This is a genomic window from SAR86 cluster bacterium, assembly GCA_023703575.1.
GTDB lineage: Bacteria > Pseudomonadota > Gammaproteobacteria > Magnimaribacterales > Magnimaribacteraceae > Magnimaribacter.
In genome coordinates, this window is record CP097969.1 from 89,804 (window position 1) to 107,975 (window position 18,172).

17 protein-coding genes are annotated in these 18,172 nt (G+C 35.6%); 9 read left to right on the forward strand and 8 right to left on the reverse strand.

The features are described from left to right. Positions 1-50 precede the first annotated feature (50 nt). Positions 51-2,261, forward strand: a complete 2,211-nt coding sequence (locus M9C83_00495) for a primosomal protein N' (protein ID URQ66711.1) — start codon at positions 51-53, stop codon at positions 2,259-2,261. On the opposite strand, the gene M9C83_00500 is transcribed toward M9C83_00495, so the two are convergent. Next, complete coding sequence (locus M9C83_00500; GenBank protein ID URQ66712.1) at positions 2,253-3,113, reverse strand: SDR family oxidoreductase; 861 nt, start codon at positions 3,111-3,113, stop codon at positions 2,253-2,255. The genes M9C83_00495 and M9C83_00500 overlap by 9 nt on opposite strands. Before the next feature lie 40 nt (positions 3,114-3,153). Here M9C83_00500 and M9C83_00505 point away from each other — a divergent pair, with 40 nt between their 5' ends. From M9C83_00505 to M9C83_00515, 3 genes are read left to right on the forward strand one after another with little or no spacing between them, the layout of a single operon-like run. Then, entirely contained in the window at positions 3,154-3,774 is a 621-nt protein-coding gene (locus tag M9C83_00505) for a class I SAM-dependent methyltransferase (protein URQ66713.1), read from the forward strand. Next, entirely contained in the window at positions 3,774-4,841 is a 1,068-nt protein-coding gene (locus tag M9C83_00510) for an alpha/beta hydrolase-fold protein (GenBank protein URQ66714.1), read from the forward strand. The genes M9C83_00505 and M9C83_00510 overlap by 1 nt, the downstream gene beginning before the upstream one ends. Then, positions 4,842-5,756, forward strand: coding sequence for a prolyl oligopeptidase family serine peptidase (locus M9C83_00515; GenBank protein ID URQ66715.1), 915 nt, complete (start codon positions 4,842-4,844; stop codon positions 5,754-5,756). Here the strand turns inward: M9C83_00515 and M9C83_00520 are convergent. Next, the gene (locus M9C83_00520) at positions 5,753-6,496 is read right to left on the reverse strand and encodes a hypothetical protein (GenBank protein URQ66716.1); all 744 of its coding nucleotides are present in this window, start codon (positions 6,494-6,496) and stop codon (positions 5,753-5,755) included. The genes M9C83_00515 and M9C83_00520 overlap by 4 nt on opposite strands. A gap of 212 nt (positions 6,497-6,708) precedes the next feature. Between M9C83_00520 and M9C83_00525 the strand changes: the two genes are divergently transcribed. Next, positions 6,709-8,157, forward strand: coding sequence for a circularly permuted type 2 ATP-grasp protein (locus M9C83_00525; protein ID URQ66717.1), 1,449 nt, complete (start codon positions 6,709-6,711; stop codon positions 8,155-8,157). Positions 8,158-8,159: 2 nt separating this feature from the next. Continuing rightward, positions 8,160-9,077: an alpha-E domain-containing protein gene (locus M9C83_00530; GenBank protein URQ66718.1), complete on the forward strand. Its 918-nt coding sequence runs from the start codon at positions 8,160-8,162 to the stop codon at positions 9,075-9,077. Position 9,078: 1 nt separating this feature from the next. Here the strand turns inward: M9C83_00530 and M9C83_00535 are convergent, their stop codons facing one another. The 3 genes from M9C83_00535 to M9C83_00545 are packed head-to-tail and all read right to left on the reverse strand — an operon-like array spanning position 9,079 to position 12,043. Next, positions 9,079-10,017, reverse strand: coding sequence for a TauD/TfdA family dioxygenase (locus M9C83_00535; protein URQ66719.1), 939 nt, complete (start codon positions 10,015-10,017; stop codon positions 9,079-9,081). Beyond that, entirely contained in the window at positions 10,010-10,978 is a 969-nt protein-coding gene (locus M9C83_00540; protein URQ66720.1) for an aldo/keto reductase, read from the reverse strand. The genes M9C83_00535 and M9C83_00540 overlap by 8 nt, the downstream gene beginning before the upstream one ends. A gap of 3 nt (positions 10,979-10,981) precedes the next feature. After that, positions 10,982-12,043, reverse strand: a complete 1,062-nt coding sequence (locus M9C83_00545; protein ID URQ66721.1) for a Gfo/Idh/MocA family oxidoreductase — start codon at positions 12,041-12,043, stop codon at positions 10,982-10,984. Positions 12,044-12,138: 95 nt separating this feature from the next. Here M9C83_00545 and M9C83_00550 point away from each other — a divergent pair, with 95 nt between their 5' ends. Next, positions 12,139-13,233, forward strand: coding sequence for an NAD(P)/FAD-dependent oxidoreductase (locus tag M9C83_00550; protein ID URQ66722.1), 1,095 nt, complete (start codon positions 12,139-12,141; stop codon positions 13,231-13,233). 3 nt (positions 13,234-13,236) lie between these two features. Here the strand turns inward: M9C83_00550 and M9C83_00555 are convergent, their stop codons facing one another. Genes M9C83_00555 through M9C83_00565 form a run of 3 tightly spaced genes read right to left on the reverse strand, consistent with a single transcriptional unit; the run spans position 13,237 to position 16,056 of the window. Continuing rightward, complete coding sequence (locus tag M9C83_00555; protein URQ66723.1) at positions 13,237-14,067, reverse strand: metallophosphoesterase; 831 nt, start codon at positions 14,065-14,067, stop codon at positions 13,237-13,239. Positions 14,068-14,105: 38 nt separating this feature from the next. Next, positions 14,106-14,549, reverse strand: coding sequence for a tRNA (adenosine(37)-N6)-threonylcarbamoyltransferase complex ATPase subunit type 1 TsaE (gene tsaE / locus M9C83_00560; protein URQ66724.1), 444 nt, complete (start codon positions 14,547-14,549; stop codon positions 14,106-14,108). Further along, positions 14,542-16,056 carry an NAD(P)H-hydrate dehydratase gene (locus M9C83_00565; GenBank protein URQ66725.1) on the reverse strand — a complete coding sequence of 505 codons (1,515 nt, stop codon included), beginning with the start codon at positions 16,054-16,056 and terminating at the stop codon, positions 14,542-14,544. Before M9C83_00565 ends, tsaE begins: the two co-directional genes overlap by 8 nt. A gap of 107 nt (positions 16,057-16,163) precedes the next feature. Between M9C83_00565 and M9C83_00570 the strand changes: the two genes are divergently transcribed. Further along, positions 16,164-17,177 (forward strand): hypothetical protein, encoded by a 1,014-nt coding sequence (locus tag M9C83_00570; GenBank protein ID URQ66726.1) that lies wholly within the window; start codon positions 16,164-16,166, stop codon positions 17,175-17,177. After that, positions 17,174-18,160: an LLM class flavin-dependent oxidoreductase gene (locus M9C83_00575; GenBank protein URQ66727.1), complete on the forward strand. Its 987-nt coding sequence runs from the start codon at positions 17,174-17,176 to the stop codon at positions 18,158-18,160. The genes M9C83_00570 and M9C83_00575 overlap by 4 nt, the downstream gene beginning before the upstream one ends. The last annotated feature ends 12 nt before the right edge of the window (positions 18,161-18,172 follow it).

Here is an 18,172-nt window from a genome sequence, read left to right on the forward strand (position 1 = left end):
CAAAACAAGGCAAATGCATAATTTAAAAAACAATGACTGATAATTAGTTCATGAGTTCAGATTTAGTTGAAGTTCTCATACCTATTCCTTTGATGGAGAAATTTTCGTACCTACCTCCAAAAAGTAATTCAAATTTACTAAGACAAGGTTCAAGAGTTTTGGTACCTTTTGGAAAAAGAACAATGGTTGGAGTCGTCTGGAGTTTTTCTGAAAGAGATAAATCTTCAAAAAGGAAATATAAATATATTAAAGAGATTCTTGATGAGGTTCCTTTGTTAGATTCTAATTCAATCAAACTAGCCGAGTGGTCGTCACGTTATTATCATTATCCACTCGGAGAAATCATTTCTTATTTTTTTCCTCCCTCTTTAAGAAAAGGAAAAGAAGCAAAATTTAGAGAGAGTAAATATTTAGAATTAACTTCAAAAGGTTCTTTTTTGGAGGAAGAGACCCTCAAAAGAGCACCGAGTCAACAGAAACTTATTTCCATACTGAAAGACAAGAAAGAAATGACATTAAAATCTGCAAAGGCTTTTGGGATAAGTAATGCTGCAGTAAACGGTCTCATTGAGAAAGGATTTGTTAATAGGTTTTCAAGAGAGTTATCTCCTTATAAGAAATTAGAAAACAAAAAGTTATCTTCACCTAAACAACTTAACACGGAGCAACATAAAGCAGTCGATGCTGTTAAAAAAGCTAAGGATAAAAATATCACTTTTTTATTAGATGGAATTACAGGAAGTGGCAAGACTGAAGTTTACTTGCAAGCAATCCAGGGGATCATTAATGAAGGCAAACAAGCATTAATACTCATCCCAGAAATAGGACTTGCCCCTCAAGCTGAAGAAAGATTTCGAGAATATTTCGGAGATAGAGTGATGTCTTTTCATTCTGCCAAAAACGAGCGTGAAAAAGTTGACGCATGGTTGGGAGCATCTAGAGGTTTGGTTGATATAATCATTGGTACTCGTTCGAGTGTATTTTTGCCAATGAAGAACCTAGGCATCATCGTTATAGATGAAGAGCATGATCTATCATTCAAACAGATGGAGAAATTTCGTTACTCAGCAAGAGATATGGCTCTATATAGGGCTAAAATCGAGAAGATACCGGTTGTACTGGCATCAGCAACACCATCTTTGGAGACCCTTAAAAACGTACAAGAAGAAAAGTACAAAGTATTGAAGTTGAATAAAAGGGCAACTGGAGCAAGCTTACCAACATTTCATGCTGTAGATTTAAAAGGCAAGGAGCTCCATGAAGGCCTAAGTAAAGAGCTTTTAGAGTCCACTCAAACTGAACTTGATAAGGGTAATCAAGTATTAATATTTTTGAATAGAAGAGGTTACGCACCTTCAATGATTTGTAAGGTTTGTGGCTGGATTTCAAATTGCGATAGATGTGATGCACTTATGACAGTTCATAAGAACCCACTTAAATTACAGTGTCACCACTGTGAAGCGCAGAGACCTTATCCCACTAAGTGCCCATCATGTGAATCTGATGATTTCCTTACATATGGTTTCGGTACTGAAAGAGTAGAGGAGTTTCTAAGAGGTCACTTTCCCAATACAAAGACTCTAAGAATAGACAGTGACTCAACACGAAAGAAAGAGAGTCTTAATGAATATTTTGATGAAATTAAAAAAGGAGAACCTATGATATTGCTGGGTACACAACTTCTGGCAAAAGGTCATCATTTTCCCAATGTAACTTTAGTCGGAATAATCGATGCGGACTCAGGTTTATTTAGCGCAGACTTCAGAGGTAGTGAAAGAGTTGCCCAGCTCATGACACAAGTCGCTGGTAGGGCAGGAAGAGATAAAAAACCGGGAAGAGTAATTTTGCAATCTTATTGCCTTGATCATCCTCAAATAGAGGAAATTATCACTGGTAGTTATGAAAAGTTTGCAAAAAAATTACTAGAAGAAAGAAAAAGTTATAAGATCCCTCCATTTTCATTTCAAGCTAAAATTTTTGCAGAATCACCAAAAAGCCTAGTCAGTAGAGATTTCATTTTAAATTTATTGAATCAATCAAAAATAGAGAAACATATAAGTTCGAACGTTCGCATCGTAGGTCCTTTGCCATCAATCATGGAGAAAAAATCTGGTGTTTATAGGTGGGAGTTGAGTATTTTTTCAAGCAGCAGATCAAATTTACATAAATTTTTGGATATTATGCAGTCTAGGCTTTACGAACCTAAATTAACAAAGAAAGTTAGGTGGTCTATTGATATAGATCCGCTCTCATCAATTTAATCTTAATCCCGTAATTTCTTCGCTTATTTCCCAAAGCCTGGCGGCTTGCTTCGGATCTTTTGCTGCTGCTGAAACTTTTTCTATTTTACAGTCAACGAAATATTCTCCGGTTGTATCTTTGACTTCAGAAGAGCAGCATAAGTAGATCGAAGTTTCTGCTCCTTTATCTGTTTTTCTTGCAAAAGGCCTCGCTAAGAACATGAGAAAAGGCCATAGACCCTGATTATTATTTGATCCTATACCTGTGCTTACAAAGCCTGGATGCAAGCAATTAACCGTTACACCAAAACTTGAAAGCTTTTCAGAGAGAGATTTTGTAAATAATATATTTGCAAGCTTGGATTGCCCATAAACTTGCATGGGTCTGAAGGTTTTTTCTGACTGTAAATCTTCAAAATTCATATCTTTGACGAATTGATGAGCACCAGATGCAACATTTATAACTCTAGATCCGTTTGTGTTCTTAAGCTTTTCAGCCAATAACAGAGTAAAGGTAAAGTATGCTAGATGATTTACTGAAAAAACTTCCTCAAGGCCATCAATGGTTTCATTTCTTTCTCTATTCATTATGCCGGCGTTATTGAGCAGAATATCTAGAGGTTTCTCCATAGACAAAAATACCTCTGCCGCTTGTTTGACATCTGCTTGGGAAGATAGATCAGCTACTATCATGGTTGCCTCCCTTCCGGATTCCTTATGAAGTTGCTCTTTTAAACGGTCACCTTTTTCTGGGTTTCTAGCAATAAATATTATTTCGGCTCCCATCTTATTAAGTTCTTTTGCTGACTCTTCGCCGATTCCATTTGTTGCACCAGTTATTAAACAAACTTTATTTTCTAGGTTTTCATTCATTGTCATTGCCTTTAATTCTTCAACGTATTAGATTAGTTCTATGAGTTTATATGAAAAATATGTGCTGCCAAAATTTCTAAATTGTGCCTGCGGATCTAAACCGGTTTCTTACCAAAGAAAAAAAGTTGTTCCTCATGCCGAGGGGAAGGTCTTAGAGATAGGAATTGGGTCTGGTCTCAATTTACCTTTTTATGATAAATCTAAAATTGAAGAAATATGGGGGTTAGATCCCTCTGAAGAACTCAGTAAAATGGCGAAAGAAGTTGCTATACAAGAAGGGATAGATGTTAAATTTGTTTCTTCAGGTGCGGAAGAAATGCCATTACCAGATAACTATTTTGATACCGTATTAGTTACTTACACGATGTGCACTATTCCAGAAGTACATAGAGCCAATACTGAAATCAAAAGAGTGCTTAAGAATGAAGGCAAAATGATTTTTTGTGAACATGGCGAAGCTCCAGATGAGAATATAAAGAAGTGGCAAAAAAGAATTAATCCATTCTGGGGACTAATTGCGGGTGGTTGTAATATCGATCGAAAGATTCCAGATCTAATACAAGAATCAGGCTTTGACATAATTGAGATGGAGGAGATGTATATCCCAAGTACTCCTAAGATTGCTGGATATAATTATTGGGGATATGCAGAAAGCAAATAATGAGATTAGGGTGGATACTTGTAAGTATTTTCTTTTTAGTCGTCTTAATCCAATCAAAAAATATATTAACCTTTGTTGGTATTGAGCTAGGTGTTTATTTTTCATTCAAAGAGCAAGATAAGAACTCAAATGGATCTATAGAACGAGAAGAATGGGCTAAGGGGATATTTTCTCTAGTTGACTCTAATCGTAATAACTCAATTAGTAAGAGTGAACTCAGAGATTTTATAAGTGATTACTCTAGAGAGTTTTCTTGGGTAAATGAAGTTAATGAGAAGTTTGATTTACCGGAAAAATTAAAAAAAGGCACTTTTAGAAGCGCTTCAATGAGTACTCCTGTCGGTTATTACATTTATATTCCCGATGAGTACTTTGAAGATTCTAAAAGAAGATTTAGATCGGTCTATTATCTGCATGGTGGTAGACCAGGAAACGAGGCTAGATCGGTATTTATCTCAAATTATTTGGAAGTTTTAATGTCCAAAAATACCATCGATCCTGCTTTATATGTCTTTGTAAACGGAGGAGAATTAAGCCATTACAACTCAATAGAAAAGAATTCTTTTGGAGAGGATATTTTTATTAATGAACTTATTCCTCATATTGATAAAAATTATAGAACTATCTCTGAAAGGAACGCGCGCGGTCTTGAAGGTTTTTCCCAAGGAGGAAGGGGAGCTACTCGTTATATGTTCAAGTATCCAGAACTTTTTGGTACCGTTGCAGCTGGAGGCGCTTCTTATATGATGGAAAAGCTAATTCAAGGAAATAATGGTATTGAAGATGATCCACGAGATAACGATGAAGCAATTTATTACGTTGGAGAAGGGAATGATGCTTGGTCTCTTGCAAAGGCACATAAACATTCTGGGAAAAGTACGCCTAAACTTCTACTTTGGTCAGGAAAAGATGATATGAATTTTAAAAGCATAGAGGAATATAGTGCATATCTGGATAAATTACTCTTAGAACACAATTTTTTGGCCATCGAAGGAATAGATCATAATCCTTTCTTATTTTATGAAAAGGCAGGGGAAGAATTAATGCGATTTCATCAGGAGAATTAAATGAAAATCAAATTTTTATTATTAGTGATGCTGTGCTCATTAAATATGATGAGTGAGCATAGGACATTGATTCATGGCGGATTAGAGAGAGACTATATTATCCATGTTCCCTCAAATATAAATCAAGATTCTCCACTAGTAATTGTCATACATGGGTATACAAGTAGTGCTGAAACTATTATGACTTATTCTGGCATGAACGATGTAGCAAACAGGGAGGGTTTCATTGCTGTTTATCCTCAAGGAACAGTTGGTAGTGATGGTAATACATTTTTTAATGTAGGCTATGATTTTCACTCTGACTCAACTGTAGATGATGTCTCCTATATTAGATATCTAGTTAATTCCCTTTCAAAAGAATTCAATCTTAAAAGGCAAAAGGCTTTTGCAACAGGAATGTCTAACGGAGGTGATATGGCATACTTATTGGCCTGCACATCTTCTGATTTATTTGAAGCTGTAGCTTCAGTCACGGGAGTCATCATGAAACAAACAATGGATAACTGTAAGATGAACAATCCAGTGCCGATATTTGATATTCATGGCACGGCTGATGACATTTCTTTTTTTGATGGTGATATAAATAATGTCAGTGGTTGGGGTGCATATTATGGCTTACCAGAAACCATAAACTTTTTTGTTGAAAAATATCAATTGGATCAGAAATCTGAAGAATTAATATTAAGTGAGGATGACGGAGCAGCCAATAATGTGTTTTTTGAAAGATATTGGACTGAAGGTGTTGAAACTGAAATATGGATGTACAAGATAGAAGGTGGTGGACACATTTGGCCAGGAGCAGGATTAAAACTATCTTGGTGGAGTAATCCAATTCTCCGGTATTATTTCGGTTCTGGAGAAAACGAGATAATTGCTTCAGAGGCGGTATGGAAGTTTTTTAGGAAATATCTTTAATTTGTTTGATCCTCTTCTTCCCATTCAAACTTAGGTAGTGTGTGAATAGCATCTGAAAGTTTTTGAGCCCATGTATCTGACATTTCTTTAAAATAGGGTGACTTGAGTTTATACCTTCCTTGATAGTCTAGATGTATTTGATCTTTTTTATAAACCACAAAATCTATTGGTGGCCCTACCGTAAGGTCACTCCTCATAGTTGAATCGAGGGAAAGAAGGGCGACTCTAGCTGAATCTCCAATAGGAGTATTCTTGTTGATCATCCTATCTAGGATTGGTTTTCCATACTTTGTCTCGCCTATTTGAAGATAGGGTTGTTCATTGGAGACATAAATGAAATTCCCTTCAGGATAAATTAGCAATAAATTAGGCTCTTGATCTTTAATTTGACCTCCTAAAATAAAAAATGATCCCATCAAAGAGGATTGATTCTGCACTTCCAAAGATTGGTTAGAACTAGAAACGCTAAGTCTTCCAATATACTGAGCGGCAGCCTCAATATCCTCACATAAATTCAGATTGATCTCAGGATTATCTGAATTGAGATCCTTTTCGAGTTGATGATAAACCGCTTGCGAAGTTGCAAGATTTCCTGCTGTGAGTATTACAAAGGCCCTGTCACCTACATTGTAGGTAAACATTTTTGAATAGGTATTTACATTATCCAAACCTGCATTAGTTCTGGAATCGGAAGCAAATACCAATCCTTCATTTACTTTTATTGCTAGACAGTAAGACATATAATTTCTCAAAAAAAGCATGCAATACTTATGCCATTTTAATCTTTTTAGAATTTCATGTCATTTTTTGTATTTAGAGTCTAATAAAAGGGGTTTACAAAATTCCCTTTAAATTCTTCGACCCTTTTCAAACTGCAAATAGCACCTAAAAAGTGCATTATTTACGATAAAGAACCAAAATGTTTTGGCTTACTTGTTGCATGTATTAATGCGTGGCTATTTCATGGAAAAACTATCCAACTTCACCCTTTTTTGATGAATACTTAAATACATCGCAAAGGTTCAGAACTCATACAAAGAAAATAGGTAAATTTCTTGGATCACTGAGTCCAAATGACTTAAATGAAATAAATAATGCCACCGAGTCAGCTATCAAATCTATGGGAATTTCCTTTCGCATTTATTCTGAGGAGTATGTAGAAGGACAAGACAGGTCTTGGCCATTAGATTTCATCCCAAGAATTATCAGAAAAAAAGAATGGGATAAAGTGGAGAAAGGTTTAGAGCAAAGAGTAAAAGCTTTAAATCTCTTTATAGAAGATTGCTACAACGATCAGAAATTTCTAAAAGAAAGCGACATGGATGAATCTCTCATAACTGAATCTCCTGCATTTAAAGAATACTGTATGGGAATGAAACTGAAACACAGTTCATGGTCTAGTATCTGCGGTTCTGATCTGATCAAAGATAAGGACGGAATTTTCTATGTATTAGAAGATAACCTCAGAGTACCATCAGGGGTAAGTTACATGCTCGAGAATAGAACCGTTATGAAAAGAGTTTTTCCAGATCTTTTTCAACATTATGGAGTAATGCCGGTTGGTGCTTATCCAACAAAGCTCTATGAGACACTTGTATCTCTGAGTTACTCAAGAAGCCGTCAACCAGAAATGGTTCTCCTTACTCCTGGCATTTACAACTCAGCATATTATGAACACTCATATCTTGCTCAGCAAATGGGTATAGATCTGGTACAAGGAACAGATTTGGTAGTTTTAAAAGATAACTTCGTTTACAAAAAAACTATAGAAGGTTTAGTAAGGGTTGATGTCATATATAGGAGAATTGATGATGACTTTTTAGATCCCTCGAGAGGCAATAAAGATTCTGTATTGGGCGTTGAAGGCTTAATTGAATCATGGAGAAAAAAACATGTTTCCATAATAAATGCGCCAGGCTGTGGAATAGCTGACGATAAAGCAGTTTACTCTTTCGTGCCTGAGATGATCAAATTTTATTTGAAGGAAGAACCAATTATAGAAAACCTTAAAACTTATTTAATGAGTGATAAAGAAAGTTTTGAATTAATAAAAGATAGATTTAAGGAATTTGTAATCAAACCTGTAGCCGAGTCTGGTGGTTATGGTATAGTCATTGGGAAGAGCGCTTCCAAAAAGGAAAAAGAAGAGACACTGAAGTTAATAAGAAAAGATCCACGCAATTACATTGCACAACCGCTTGCGCTGTTATCTACCACCCCAACTTATGATAAAGGTTCAATAGAGCCCAGACATTTAGATTTAAGACCATTTATTTTAACTGGTGAAAAAAGTTATGTGACGGTAGGCGGGTTGACTCGGGTGGCTTTAAAAAAAGGCTCTACTGTGGTCAATTCTTCTCAAGGAGGCGGTAGTAAGGATACATGGATAGTAGATAAATAATTATGTTAAGTAGAGACGCAGAACACTTATATTGGCTTTCTAGGTATGTTGAAAGAGTTGAAAATACAGCTAGATTGATAAATGTTAATTCTGAGCTGATGTTGGATTTTCCCGGTGACAAAACACTTGGATGGCAATCTATAATTGAGACACTTGATAATGTTGATATTTACCAAAGAAGGTATATGACTTTTAAAGAAGCTAATGTAATAAATTTCCTATGTTATGAAGAAGCAAATCCTAACTCAATTAAAAATTCTCTTATCAAAGCGGCATATAACGTCAAAGAAACAAGAGACTATCTTCCCCAATCTGCAACAGAGCAAGTTAATAATCTTTTAAATGAATTTAACCGAGGTACTTTGAAAGCAAGAAGAGGACAGCCAAAAGATTTGTATAAACTTATTGAAGGATCTCAAAGATTTTTCGGCATAATCAATGATAATTTTTCTACTGGATTAGTTTTTGAGTTCATCAGGTTAGGAAGGTATATTGAACGTGTAGATATGATCTCCAGAACTCTTGATACATTATGCGTCTCAAAGAAAAATTCTCAGACACATGACTTCTCAACTCTTGAATGGGCAAGCATGCTAAGAAATCTCTCTGCCCAAGGTGCTTATAGAGAAGAGGCAAAAGGTGAAATTGAAAGAGGCAGTGTTCTCAGATTCCTCTTTAAAAATAGAGGGTTCCCTAGATCATTGAATACCTGTCTTAGAGAGATAGACAAATGCGTCGCTGTGTTACCAAATAATAGTTTATTGAAAGAAGAAGTTTATAAAGTTATAGAACGAATTATGTCATCAAGAGTTGAGAGTTATGACGACGATAAGCTCCATACCTTCTTGGACAACCTTCAAGGTAAGATTTCTAATCTTGACCAAAGAATTCATAAAAGCTGGTTTCACCTGCATGCTTAATCTAAGCAGTTAAAGACACTAAAATTTCTCTATTCTTTACTCCTGAAAATGGTTTCCTACCATGCATCACCCTATGATTATCAATCAACAAGATATCCTTTTCCTTCCAATTTCTTAGAAGAGTTAATGACTCTGCTAAGCTAGAAATCATTTGAAGACTTGAGTTGCAAATTTCTTCACCATTACCGAACCTTACGGGCGAAATATCATTATCTTTATTTTTTTTCCATCCTAAAGATGCCGCTAGAACTTGATTAAAGAATGATTTCTCTCCATTTTTAAGTTCTTTTATAGCTTTTAAAGTTTTTGTCGTAACCGATAAGTTATCTTCTTCAAGCCAATGCCAAGAATACCCAAGTTCTTTTAATTTGAGCTCGGCCTCTTCCTTAAAGCTAACACCTAGAGTTTTTTGCCAACTCCTTCCTTGTCCTGAGACTAATTCGTCTCCATTCGACATGATAGAATTATAAATAACCCCATTTTTTTCAAATTTGGATATTAAATTTGCATCTACTTTTAGAAGCTCGGCATAAAGATAATCAGACCTACATAAAGGAGTTTCTCCTCCATACTGAGAAGCAGATCTGCAAAAAAAGAATATATATTTAGGATATCGGGGAGTCTGTGCCATTTCGTGGTGGAGAAATATTTCAATCTCACTCGGCGCTTCATTTGCTGTAAAAACTTTATCAGTTTTATTTATTCTAACTGCATTCGATAGAGATTCTTCATAAGTAAACGTATCGTATTTGAAAGCAGAAACAAAGAGATCAAAATCCTCAGCACTTTTTACTGGAAGGTCACTAAAGAGAACTGCTCCATATTCATCAAGTTGAGATTCAATAGAAACCTTATTTTCATGAATCCATTTCTCAGTAGAAGACATTGTTATCAATTTTGTATCTTCTTGTATTTCTTTTAAGAAATCTTTTTTATTCATAAATTGGAAAGAAAGTATTGAAAGCATCCTCACAAAATATGCCTGGATCGTTATATCTTTTATTTACATTGAGGGCTGATATTTTATCTATGATGGATTGTTGTAGTTTTACACTGGAAGCAGCTAAATTTTCTTTCATACGTATTTCATTAGTGCTTTTAACTACAATGGAAGTACCCCTATTCAAGCCCCATCCCAAAATTAACTGAGCTGGCGTTATACCGATATCTTTAGAAATAGACTGAACAATTTTATTCTTTAAAATTGATTCACTTTCTTCAGCGCCACCCAGTTCCTCATAGGATATAGATCCTAAAGGAGAAAAAGCTGTAACTTCTAACCCGTAGTCTTTAGCTAATCGTATAAGTTTTTCTTGAGTAAGATATGGATGAGATTCTATTTGGAGAATTTCTGGTTTAGTTTCACAGTAGTTCATAAGATCATGCAGTAAACCGGAAGAGTAATTACAAACACCTATATGCTTGGTCAAATTATCTTCTTTTAATGATTCCATGGCGTGCCAAGTTTCAGATAGTGGAACTCTAGATGAAATCATTTTAGGCTCATGGCTATCAGGATCATTGAACCATTCGGGTGGATATCTATTCTCGAAAGGTACAAACTTCAAAGAAATAGGAAAATGAATCATATACAGATCAAGATAATCTAATTGAAGATCTTGCAGCGTTTTTTCTAGAGCCGGTTGAACATGATCGGGATGGTGATAGGTATTCCATAGCTTAGATGTTATCCATAGCTCTTCTCTCGTACACAAACCTTTTTCTAAAGCCGCCTTAATTCCTTGGCCGACCTCCTTTTCATTACCATAGTCAGAAGCTGAATCTAAGTGCCTGTAACCTAATTCTATTGCTTTAAAAACTGTATTAGAACATACATCTTTTGGGACTTTCCAAAGCCCAAAGCCCACTTGTGGCATGTCTTTTATTGATCTGTATTTCATATTTTAATTTAAGAAATCTTCCAAGAAAACGGGACTACCTGTTTGAATGGATTCTTGCGCAGCTAAGCCAAGAATAATCGAATCAAGACCATTTTGGCAATCTACAAGTGGTTTCTTTTTATTTTTAATACAATCTATTAACTCCAAATGTTCGATATAACTAGCACCATGATGAAAACCTACTTCTTTCACTCTAGGATCATCTTTAACTAATATAGTCTCAAGTGAATAATTTTTCCTATTGGTCAATAATAGTTCATTGCCAGGAATATATGTTTCTAACTTACCTTTATCCCCCGTAAGTACAATCTCTTGTTCATATTTTCCCGCTTCTGCAAACATACACAAATCAAGCATAGCTCTTTGTCCATCCTGATAGTCTATGATCACAAAAGAATTATCAATTATGTCCGGAGTTTTTCCATCATATTTTTCATCCAAATGGTTTACATCCTGACCTCCAGAAGCATAAACTTTTATAGGTTTACTCGGGACTATTAGATTCATCAAATCAAAGAAATGACAACATTTTTCAACTAGTGTCCCACCAGTATTTTCATTAAAACGATTCCAATTACCTACTTTTTTTAGAAATGGAAATCTATGCTCTCTAATTGATAGCATTCTTATGTCACCTATCTTTTCGATATGATTAATCAAAGATTGAATAGGCGCCATAAATCTGTATTCAAGGCCAATCCAAACCAAACCCTCATGTTTTTTACTTTTCCTCAGAACTTCTAAGCCGTCTGGAAGGTTTGTGCACATGGGTTTTTCAAGTAATACATGTTTATCTGTTTTGAACAGCTCTCTCATAACTTCAATATGAGTAAAGTTTGGACTAGCGATCACAATGACATCAATATTTTTTTGAACCAAGAGCTCTTTATAGTCTTCATATAACCGAATTTTGAATTTATCTCCACAAGCCCTACGGGCCCATATCCTAGATTCCTCATTAGGATCGGCAATTGCAACTATTCTTACATCAGGTATTTTTTTGAGATTACGGATGTGTTCGCAACCCATCATCCCAGTGCCTATGATTCCATAATTTAATTTCATAAATATTCGATTCTTCTAAACATTTCTACATTAGGTATCTATACTGAGTGCGCCTCAACCTTAACAGTAAATATAATAAATATCTTTAGTAAATATTGAGCAAATTAGAAAAATTTGAAGTTGATTGTTTGGTCATAGGAGGAGGAGTCTCCGGAATAGCTATCGCAAGAGAGCTTTCTTCAAGATTTGAAGATATTTTCCTCATTGAACGGAATCTTCACATAGCACAAGAAACCTCTAGCAGAAACTCCGAAGTTATACATGCTGGTATGTATTATGATCATGGTTCGCTCAAATCAAAACTCTGCTTGAAAGGTAAAGAATTACTATATAAATATTTGCAGGAGAGGAAGATTGAGTTCAATCGTTGTGGAAAATATATCTTATCTTCAAATGATGAGGAATCAGAAACCTTAAACAGTATTTATGAGAATGGCCTGATTTGTGGGGTAAATGATTTAACTTATGATAATTCTTTAAAGTCTAAATATCCTTTCTTAAATTACAAAGAAGCTATATTTTCTCCTTCCACCGGAATTTTTGATAGTCATTCCTTCATTCATTCTTTAAGTAGAGATTTTCAGAGCTTGGGTGGGAATATACTGCTAGGCAATGAAACATTAAATGTGGAGCAATCTTCCAAAGGCTATGAAGTTTACATACAGGATAAAAATACAGAAAACCAATTTGTTGTTATTACTAATATTCTTGTAAATTCTGCAGGACTTAATGCGGTTCACATTGCGAATCTTGTTAATGAAGGAAACACTTATCAAGAAGAATTTGTAAAAGGTGAATATTATATTTATCAAGGTAAAGAAAAATTAGAGAATCTGATTTATCCAACTCCATCTGAAAATAGTTTAGGCCTTCACGCAACAATAGACCTTGGCAAAGGTATCAGATTCGGGCCTTCTGCATATGTGGTGGATGAGATTGACTATAATCTCTCTTCACATCGAAAATCTAGTTTTCTTGAGGCGGTTCAGTCTTATTGGCCCAGCATCCAGGCTGAAGATCTTACTCCTGGTTACTCTGGGATAAGACCTAAACTCAAGGGAATAAAAGACTTTATTATAGATTCCGGCACAGTAAATGATAACCAGTATGTAAATGTTCTTGGTTACGCTTCTCCTGGCTTAACCTCTTCTCTAGCGTTGGGAATTGAAGTATCAAACTTAATAGAATAGTTGTCATCTAAGGCCATTACCAAGTTTTGTATTAGACCATAGGATTTCGTTATCCCTAGCGCTCACAAATTGATAATTAGCACTATTATTATTTACTATCATTTTTAGATACCCCGGAGTCTCTATATTGAATTTACCCGAGTCTACTTCAGCGGGCGAGCCACCAGGAAGAGCGCCAGTAGCACTTATGAGTTGAAGAGTGTTTTTATGATCACCTTCATCTGCTAATACATGATTATGGCCTGTGATATAAATATCAAAAGTTCCAAAGACATAGTTTTCTAGAAACATTGCTAACTGCGGATTGGCCCTGTCTCTATCACCTGAACTAAATAAAGGGTGATGAGCTACTGCGATAGAAAAGTCACACATTTCTTGCAGTTTATCTACTTCATCTAGCAACCATCTAATCTGACTGCCTCTTTTATAAAAATAATATAGCTTGTCGAAAATAGTCGTATCCAGAACAAAAAAACATGTTCTTCCAAATTTTTTGGTATAGAAATTACTAGGATGATTAATAGATGGATAATTCTTTGCAACTTGAAGATATACACTTGGATCACCCTTATAATCATGGTTACCGACTGCTAAGTAAAAGGGAATTTCAGTTTCTAGAAATGGTTTGAAGGGCGTTAAAAAACTTTCTTGTAGTTCTGGATCATCTAATGATTGGACTCCAAGCTGTGTTATGTCGCCTAGATGCCAGACCATGGAACAATCAGAATTTGCCAGAGCTTTTACAACCATTTTTTGAGTTGGATTTACTTCCCCAGCATCTCCTACAAAACAGTAGATATTCTCTTCTGAAAGTATAGATTTACTTACTATCATTAGAATTACCAATAAGATTATTTTCAAAGATTTCCCGTTCATGATATCAATAACTCTCTTCTATCATCTTTTCCATTCTCTTTATATGAAATTTGAACATTAAAATCGGCAGAGGGAAGAGTTCCTTTACCATTTTTAGGCCACTCAAAGATTGAGACTGATTTAAGCTCTTTAAGGTATTCTTCTATGCCAATTTCTTCTAGTTCTATCGGTTCAGAGATTCTATAAAGATCAAAATGAAAAACTCTATATTTATCTGTTTCGTGTATTTCAACAATATTGTAGGTAGGACTTTTAACCAACTCTTTATAGTTAAAGCCTTTAAGAATTCCTTTGGTGAAAGTGGTTTTACCTGCTCCCAGTTCGCCTTCTAAAAATATAATTATTGATCTATCAGTTTTAATTTTACTAATTTCTTGTGCTAGCTCCTCTCCGGCTGCGATGGTTTCATTCTCATTTGAGGTAACCTTAACTCTAGTCATATTTCAGTAAATATCTTAACTCTTCAATAACATCACTTGGCGTCAGTCCAACTTCACCCAAATCAAATGAAGCTTGATCAGCTGCTTTGGCATGCAAGTCTACGCCTACTTCACAGGCTTCCTTTGGTGCTAGTCCTTGGGCTAACATTCCTGCAATGATACCCGTTAAGACGTCACCCATACCTCCTGATGCCATTCCTGGATTACCAGCATTGCAGACTCCCCATTGCTGAATCCCATTTTTTTTGTGACATATGACAGTTCCTGATCCTTTCAATACGACGGTTGCATCGAATTTTTTTTGAATCTTTGCTGAATAAGCAAATCTATCTGATTCAATAGTTTCTACATTTGTATTCAATAATGTAGCAGCCTCTCCAGGATGAGGGGTTAAGACCAAATGCCTCGGTAATTTACTAGATAGTTTTAATTTGGGTAAAAGATTTAGTGCATCGGCATCCATAATGACTACAACATCTCTTTTTTCAGCTTCCCAAAAAACTCTTTGTATCATTTGTTCTGACCAAGCTGTCTGCCCGAGACCTGGACCTATTGCAATTACAGTTGGTTTAATTAGATGCTCTTCTAAATCTTGTCCAGAATCTACTCCTTTCACCATCACTTCAGGGCATGAAACTAAGCTTGCATTAACATGTTCAGGCCTTGTAACTAAACTGGTTAATCCTGCACCTGAATAAACTGCTGCTTTTGAAGCGAGTAGACCAGCTCCACCCAAACCTCTATCCCCGCCTACTACAAGAACATGCCCAAAATTTCCTTTATGGGCATCTTGTTCTCTGTAAACCACCTTATCTAAATTTTCTTCAAAATTAATGATGGAACTTGTAGAAGTGACTTTAGAAAATAATTGTTTTGGTATTTCTAGATCAGAGTACATTACTTCTCCTGACACTTTTTTCCCAATTGAGGTAAAGCAACCTCTTTTTTGAGCAACAAAAGTTATAGTGATGTCTGCATAGACACAAATATCCTCTACATCCCCTGTATCTGGATCAACACCAGATGCTATATCTAGAGATACAACTGGCAATTTGGTACCCAATCTATTCAAGGCCAATATGGAGTCCTTAATATTCTTTCTTAGATTACCTTTTATGCCAGTTCCAATCAGCGCGTCTACTATGACCGCTTTCCTAGAAACTTTTAACTTTTCAATAGAATTGATAGAGATAATTCTGGCCTTGGACGCCTTCATTTTTTTAAATGCTTTGCTGGAAACTCCCTTAATTTCTTTAGAAGGACAACAAGTAACTATAGTCACATTCAGGCCAAACTCTTTTGCTAAGCTTCCTAAAAGAAAACCATCTCCAGAGTTTTTTCCTTTTGCGCAAAAGATAACCAATTCTTCTAGTGGTCCGAACTCCTTTAAAATTACATCTAATGCAAATTCAGCAGCCCTTTGCATAAGTGAATAACCTGATATTTCTTTTTCTTTTATTGCAAGATTATCAATTTTTTTTGTTTCTTTGGCGGTATAAAGTTTCATTCCTAGATTAATTCTTATTTTTTAATTATAACTCTAAGACATACTTTCCTTCAGCGATTGTAAAAGAAGATATAAACTAGATAATAGATAACAAGGATATAAAAGATATGAGTGATATTGAAATTAAACTTGAACCACAGGATGAGTTTAATCATCAACCCGATGAAGCCTCCAATTACAACGAAAGTATGTACTTCAATGTGTTTGACCACAATAAGAAAATGGGTGGCTGGTTTAGATTGGGCAATAGACCTAATGAGGGATATGCAGAGATGACTTGTTGTATATATCTTCCTGATGGAAGAATTGGTTTCATGTTTGGTAGGCCTGAAATAACAACAAATGAATTTTTTGACGCGGGAGGCATGAAGTTTGAGGTAATTAATCCCTTCAAGTCATTAAAAGTTCAATACAAAGGGAAGATATTACTATTAGACAATCCTAAAGATATGTTAAACCCTAGCAAAGCATTTAAAGAGAATCCAAGAGTTGAATGTGAAGCTGATATAAATATCAGCGGCATATCCCCTATGTTTGGAGGACAGGCAGTAAGAAAAGACGGGAGGCCTTTAGAAAGAGATCCTGAAAAAAGTTTTTCAAAAGCCCACTATGAACAACATACGTCTGGAAAAGGTGTTGTTAAAATAAACGGTGAAGAATGGACTATCGATGGCCTAGGGCTTAGAGATAAAAGCTGGGGTCCAAGATATTGGCAAGCAATTGAATGGTACAGATGGTTAACGATTAATATAAATGACGAGATAGGGTTTATGTTTAGTATTGTTCACCAGAGCGAAGATTCTGAAAGAAGAGGAGGGATTGTTCTGAAAGATGGCAAATATGAGATTGTTAAGGATTGCAAAATAGAGACTGAATATGATGATGATCATTTTCAAAAGACTTTTACGGCTTGGGCAGAAACTGATGAAAGTGAATATGAGGTTGAAGGTAAAGTTATTTCTTTGATTCCCCTCAGAAACAGAAGAAATACTCCTGCAGGAGATAGCCTTGTCACAAGAATTACTGAAGGAATGACTCAGTACACATACAAAGGTATTGTTGGCTATGGTATGTCTGAATATTTAGATCAAGTAATTGATGGTAAGCCTATTGGACCATGAAGATAAGTGTAGTTGACCAATCTCCTATTTTTTCTAATTCAAGTGCAGATCAAGCAATCAAAGATACTAGAGAGTTAGCTAAATATTGTGATTCTTTGGGATTGAACCGATTTTGGTTAGCTGAGCATCATGGGTCTTCTTCATTTGCTGGATGCTCACCTGAGATATTAATACCTAGTCTGGCATCAGAAACAGAATCGATTCGCATAGGCTCAGGAGGGGTTATGCTTATGCACTATAGTCCCTACAAAGTAGCAGAAAATTTTAGACTCTTAGAATCATTATTTCCAAATAGGATTGATTTGGGTCTTGGCAGGGCCCCAGGAAGTGATGCTTATCAGGCTGGTGCGCTTGCTTATGGCTCAAAGACGACTGGACCAGAATTTTTTCCAACAAAGATGAATGATTTAAAGTCCTTTCTAGAGGGAAGTGTTTCATCTACAAAATCTTTTGAGTCAGTTAATGTTACTCCGGGGCTAGGTGAATTACCCGAAGTTTGGCTATTGGTATCCTCAAGACAGGGAGCAGAATATGCCGCCCATTTTGGTTTACCTATGGCACTGGCATATTTTATTGATCCTTCATGCATAGACCTCGCAGATGTTTATCGAGATAACTTTCAGCCATCCATTTTTGCAGATAAACCAAAAATAAGTGTGGGCGTATTTTCTATCTGTGCTGACACAGATAAGGAAGCAGAAGAATTATCTTTAAGTGCAGCTGCATGGAGACTTAATTCTCAAAAAGGGATTTTTGGAGCATTCCCAACTTTGGAAGAAGCAAAGGACTCTATTAATGGCGATCTTGCGAGAACAAATGATAATAGAACTTTTGTAGGTACCGCACAGACTATAAGAGAGAAGCTTCAACCAATTTTGAACAAAGTTGAACCTGAAGAGCTAAAAATCATCACTATATGTGAACCCTTTTCTGCCAGAGTGAGATCCTATGATCTAATTAAACAATCATTTGCTCTTAACTAACTCAATAAATTT

Coding starts and splice junctions, on each gene's coding strand:
- M9C83_00495 (URQ66711.1), top strand. CDS start 51: ATGAGTTCAGATTTAGTTGAAGTTCTCATACCTATTCCTTTGATGGAG.
- M9C83_00500 (URQ66712.1), bottom strand. CDS start 3,113: ATGAATGAAAACCTAGAAAATAAAGTTTGTTTAATAACTGGTGCAACA.
- M9C83_00505 (URQ66713.1), top strand. CDS start 3,154: ATGAGTTTATATGAAAAATATGTGCTGCCAAAATTTCTAAATTGTGCC.
- M9C83_00510 (URQ66714.1), top strand. CDS start 3,774: ATGAGATTAGGGTGGATACTTGTAAGTATTTTCTTTTTAGTCGTCTTA.
- M9C83_00515 (URQ66715.1), top strand. CDS start 4,842: ATGAAAATCAAATTTTTATTATTAGTGATGCTGTGCTCATTAAATATG.
- M9C83_00520 (URQ66716.1), bottom strand. CDS start 6,496: ATGTCTTACTGTCTAGCAATAAAAGTAAATGAAGGATTGGTATTTGCT.
- M9C83_00530 (URQ66718.1), top strand. CDS start 8,160: ATGTTAAGTAGAGACGCAGAACACTTATATTGGCTTTCTAGGTATGTT.
- M9C83_00535 (URQ66719.1), bottom strand. CDS start 10,017: ATGAATAAAAAAGATTTCTTAAAAGAAATACAAGAAGATACAAAATTG.
- M9C83_00540 (URQ66720.1), bottom strand. CDS start 10,978: ATGAAATACAGATCAATAAAAGACATGCCACAAGTGGGCTTTGGGCTT.
- M9C83_00545 (URQ66721.1), bottom strand. CDS start 12,043: ATGAAATTAAATTATGGAATCATAGGCACTGGGATGATGGGTTGCGAA.
- M9C83_00555 (URQ66723.1), bottom strand. CDS start 14,067: ATGATAGTAAGTAAATCTATACTTTCAGAAGAGAATATCTACTGTTTT.
- tsaE (URQ66724.1), bottom strand. CDS start 14,549: ATGACTAGAGTTAAGGTTACCTCAAATGAGAATGAAACCATCGCAGCC.
- M9C83_00565 (URQ66725.1), bottom strand. CDS start 16,056: ATGAAACTTTATACCGCCAAAGAAACAAAAAAAATTGATAATCTTGCA.
- M9C83_00570 (URQ66726.1), top strand. CDS start 16,164: ATGAGTGATATTGAAATTAAACTTGAACCACAGGATGAGTTTAATCAT.
- M9C83_00575 (URQ66727.1), top strand. CDS start 17,174: ATGAAGATAAGTGTAGTTGACCAATCTCCTATTTTTTCTAATTCAAGT.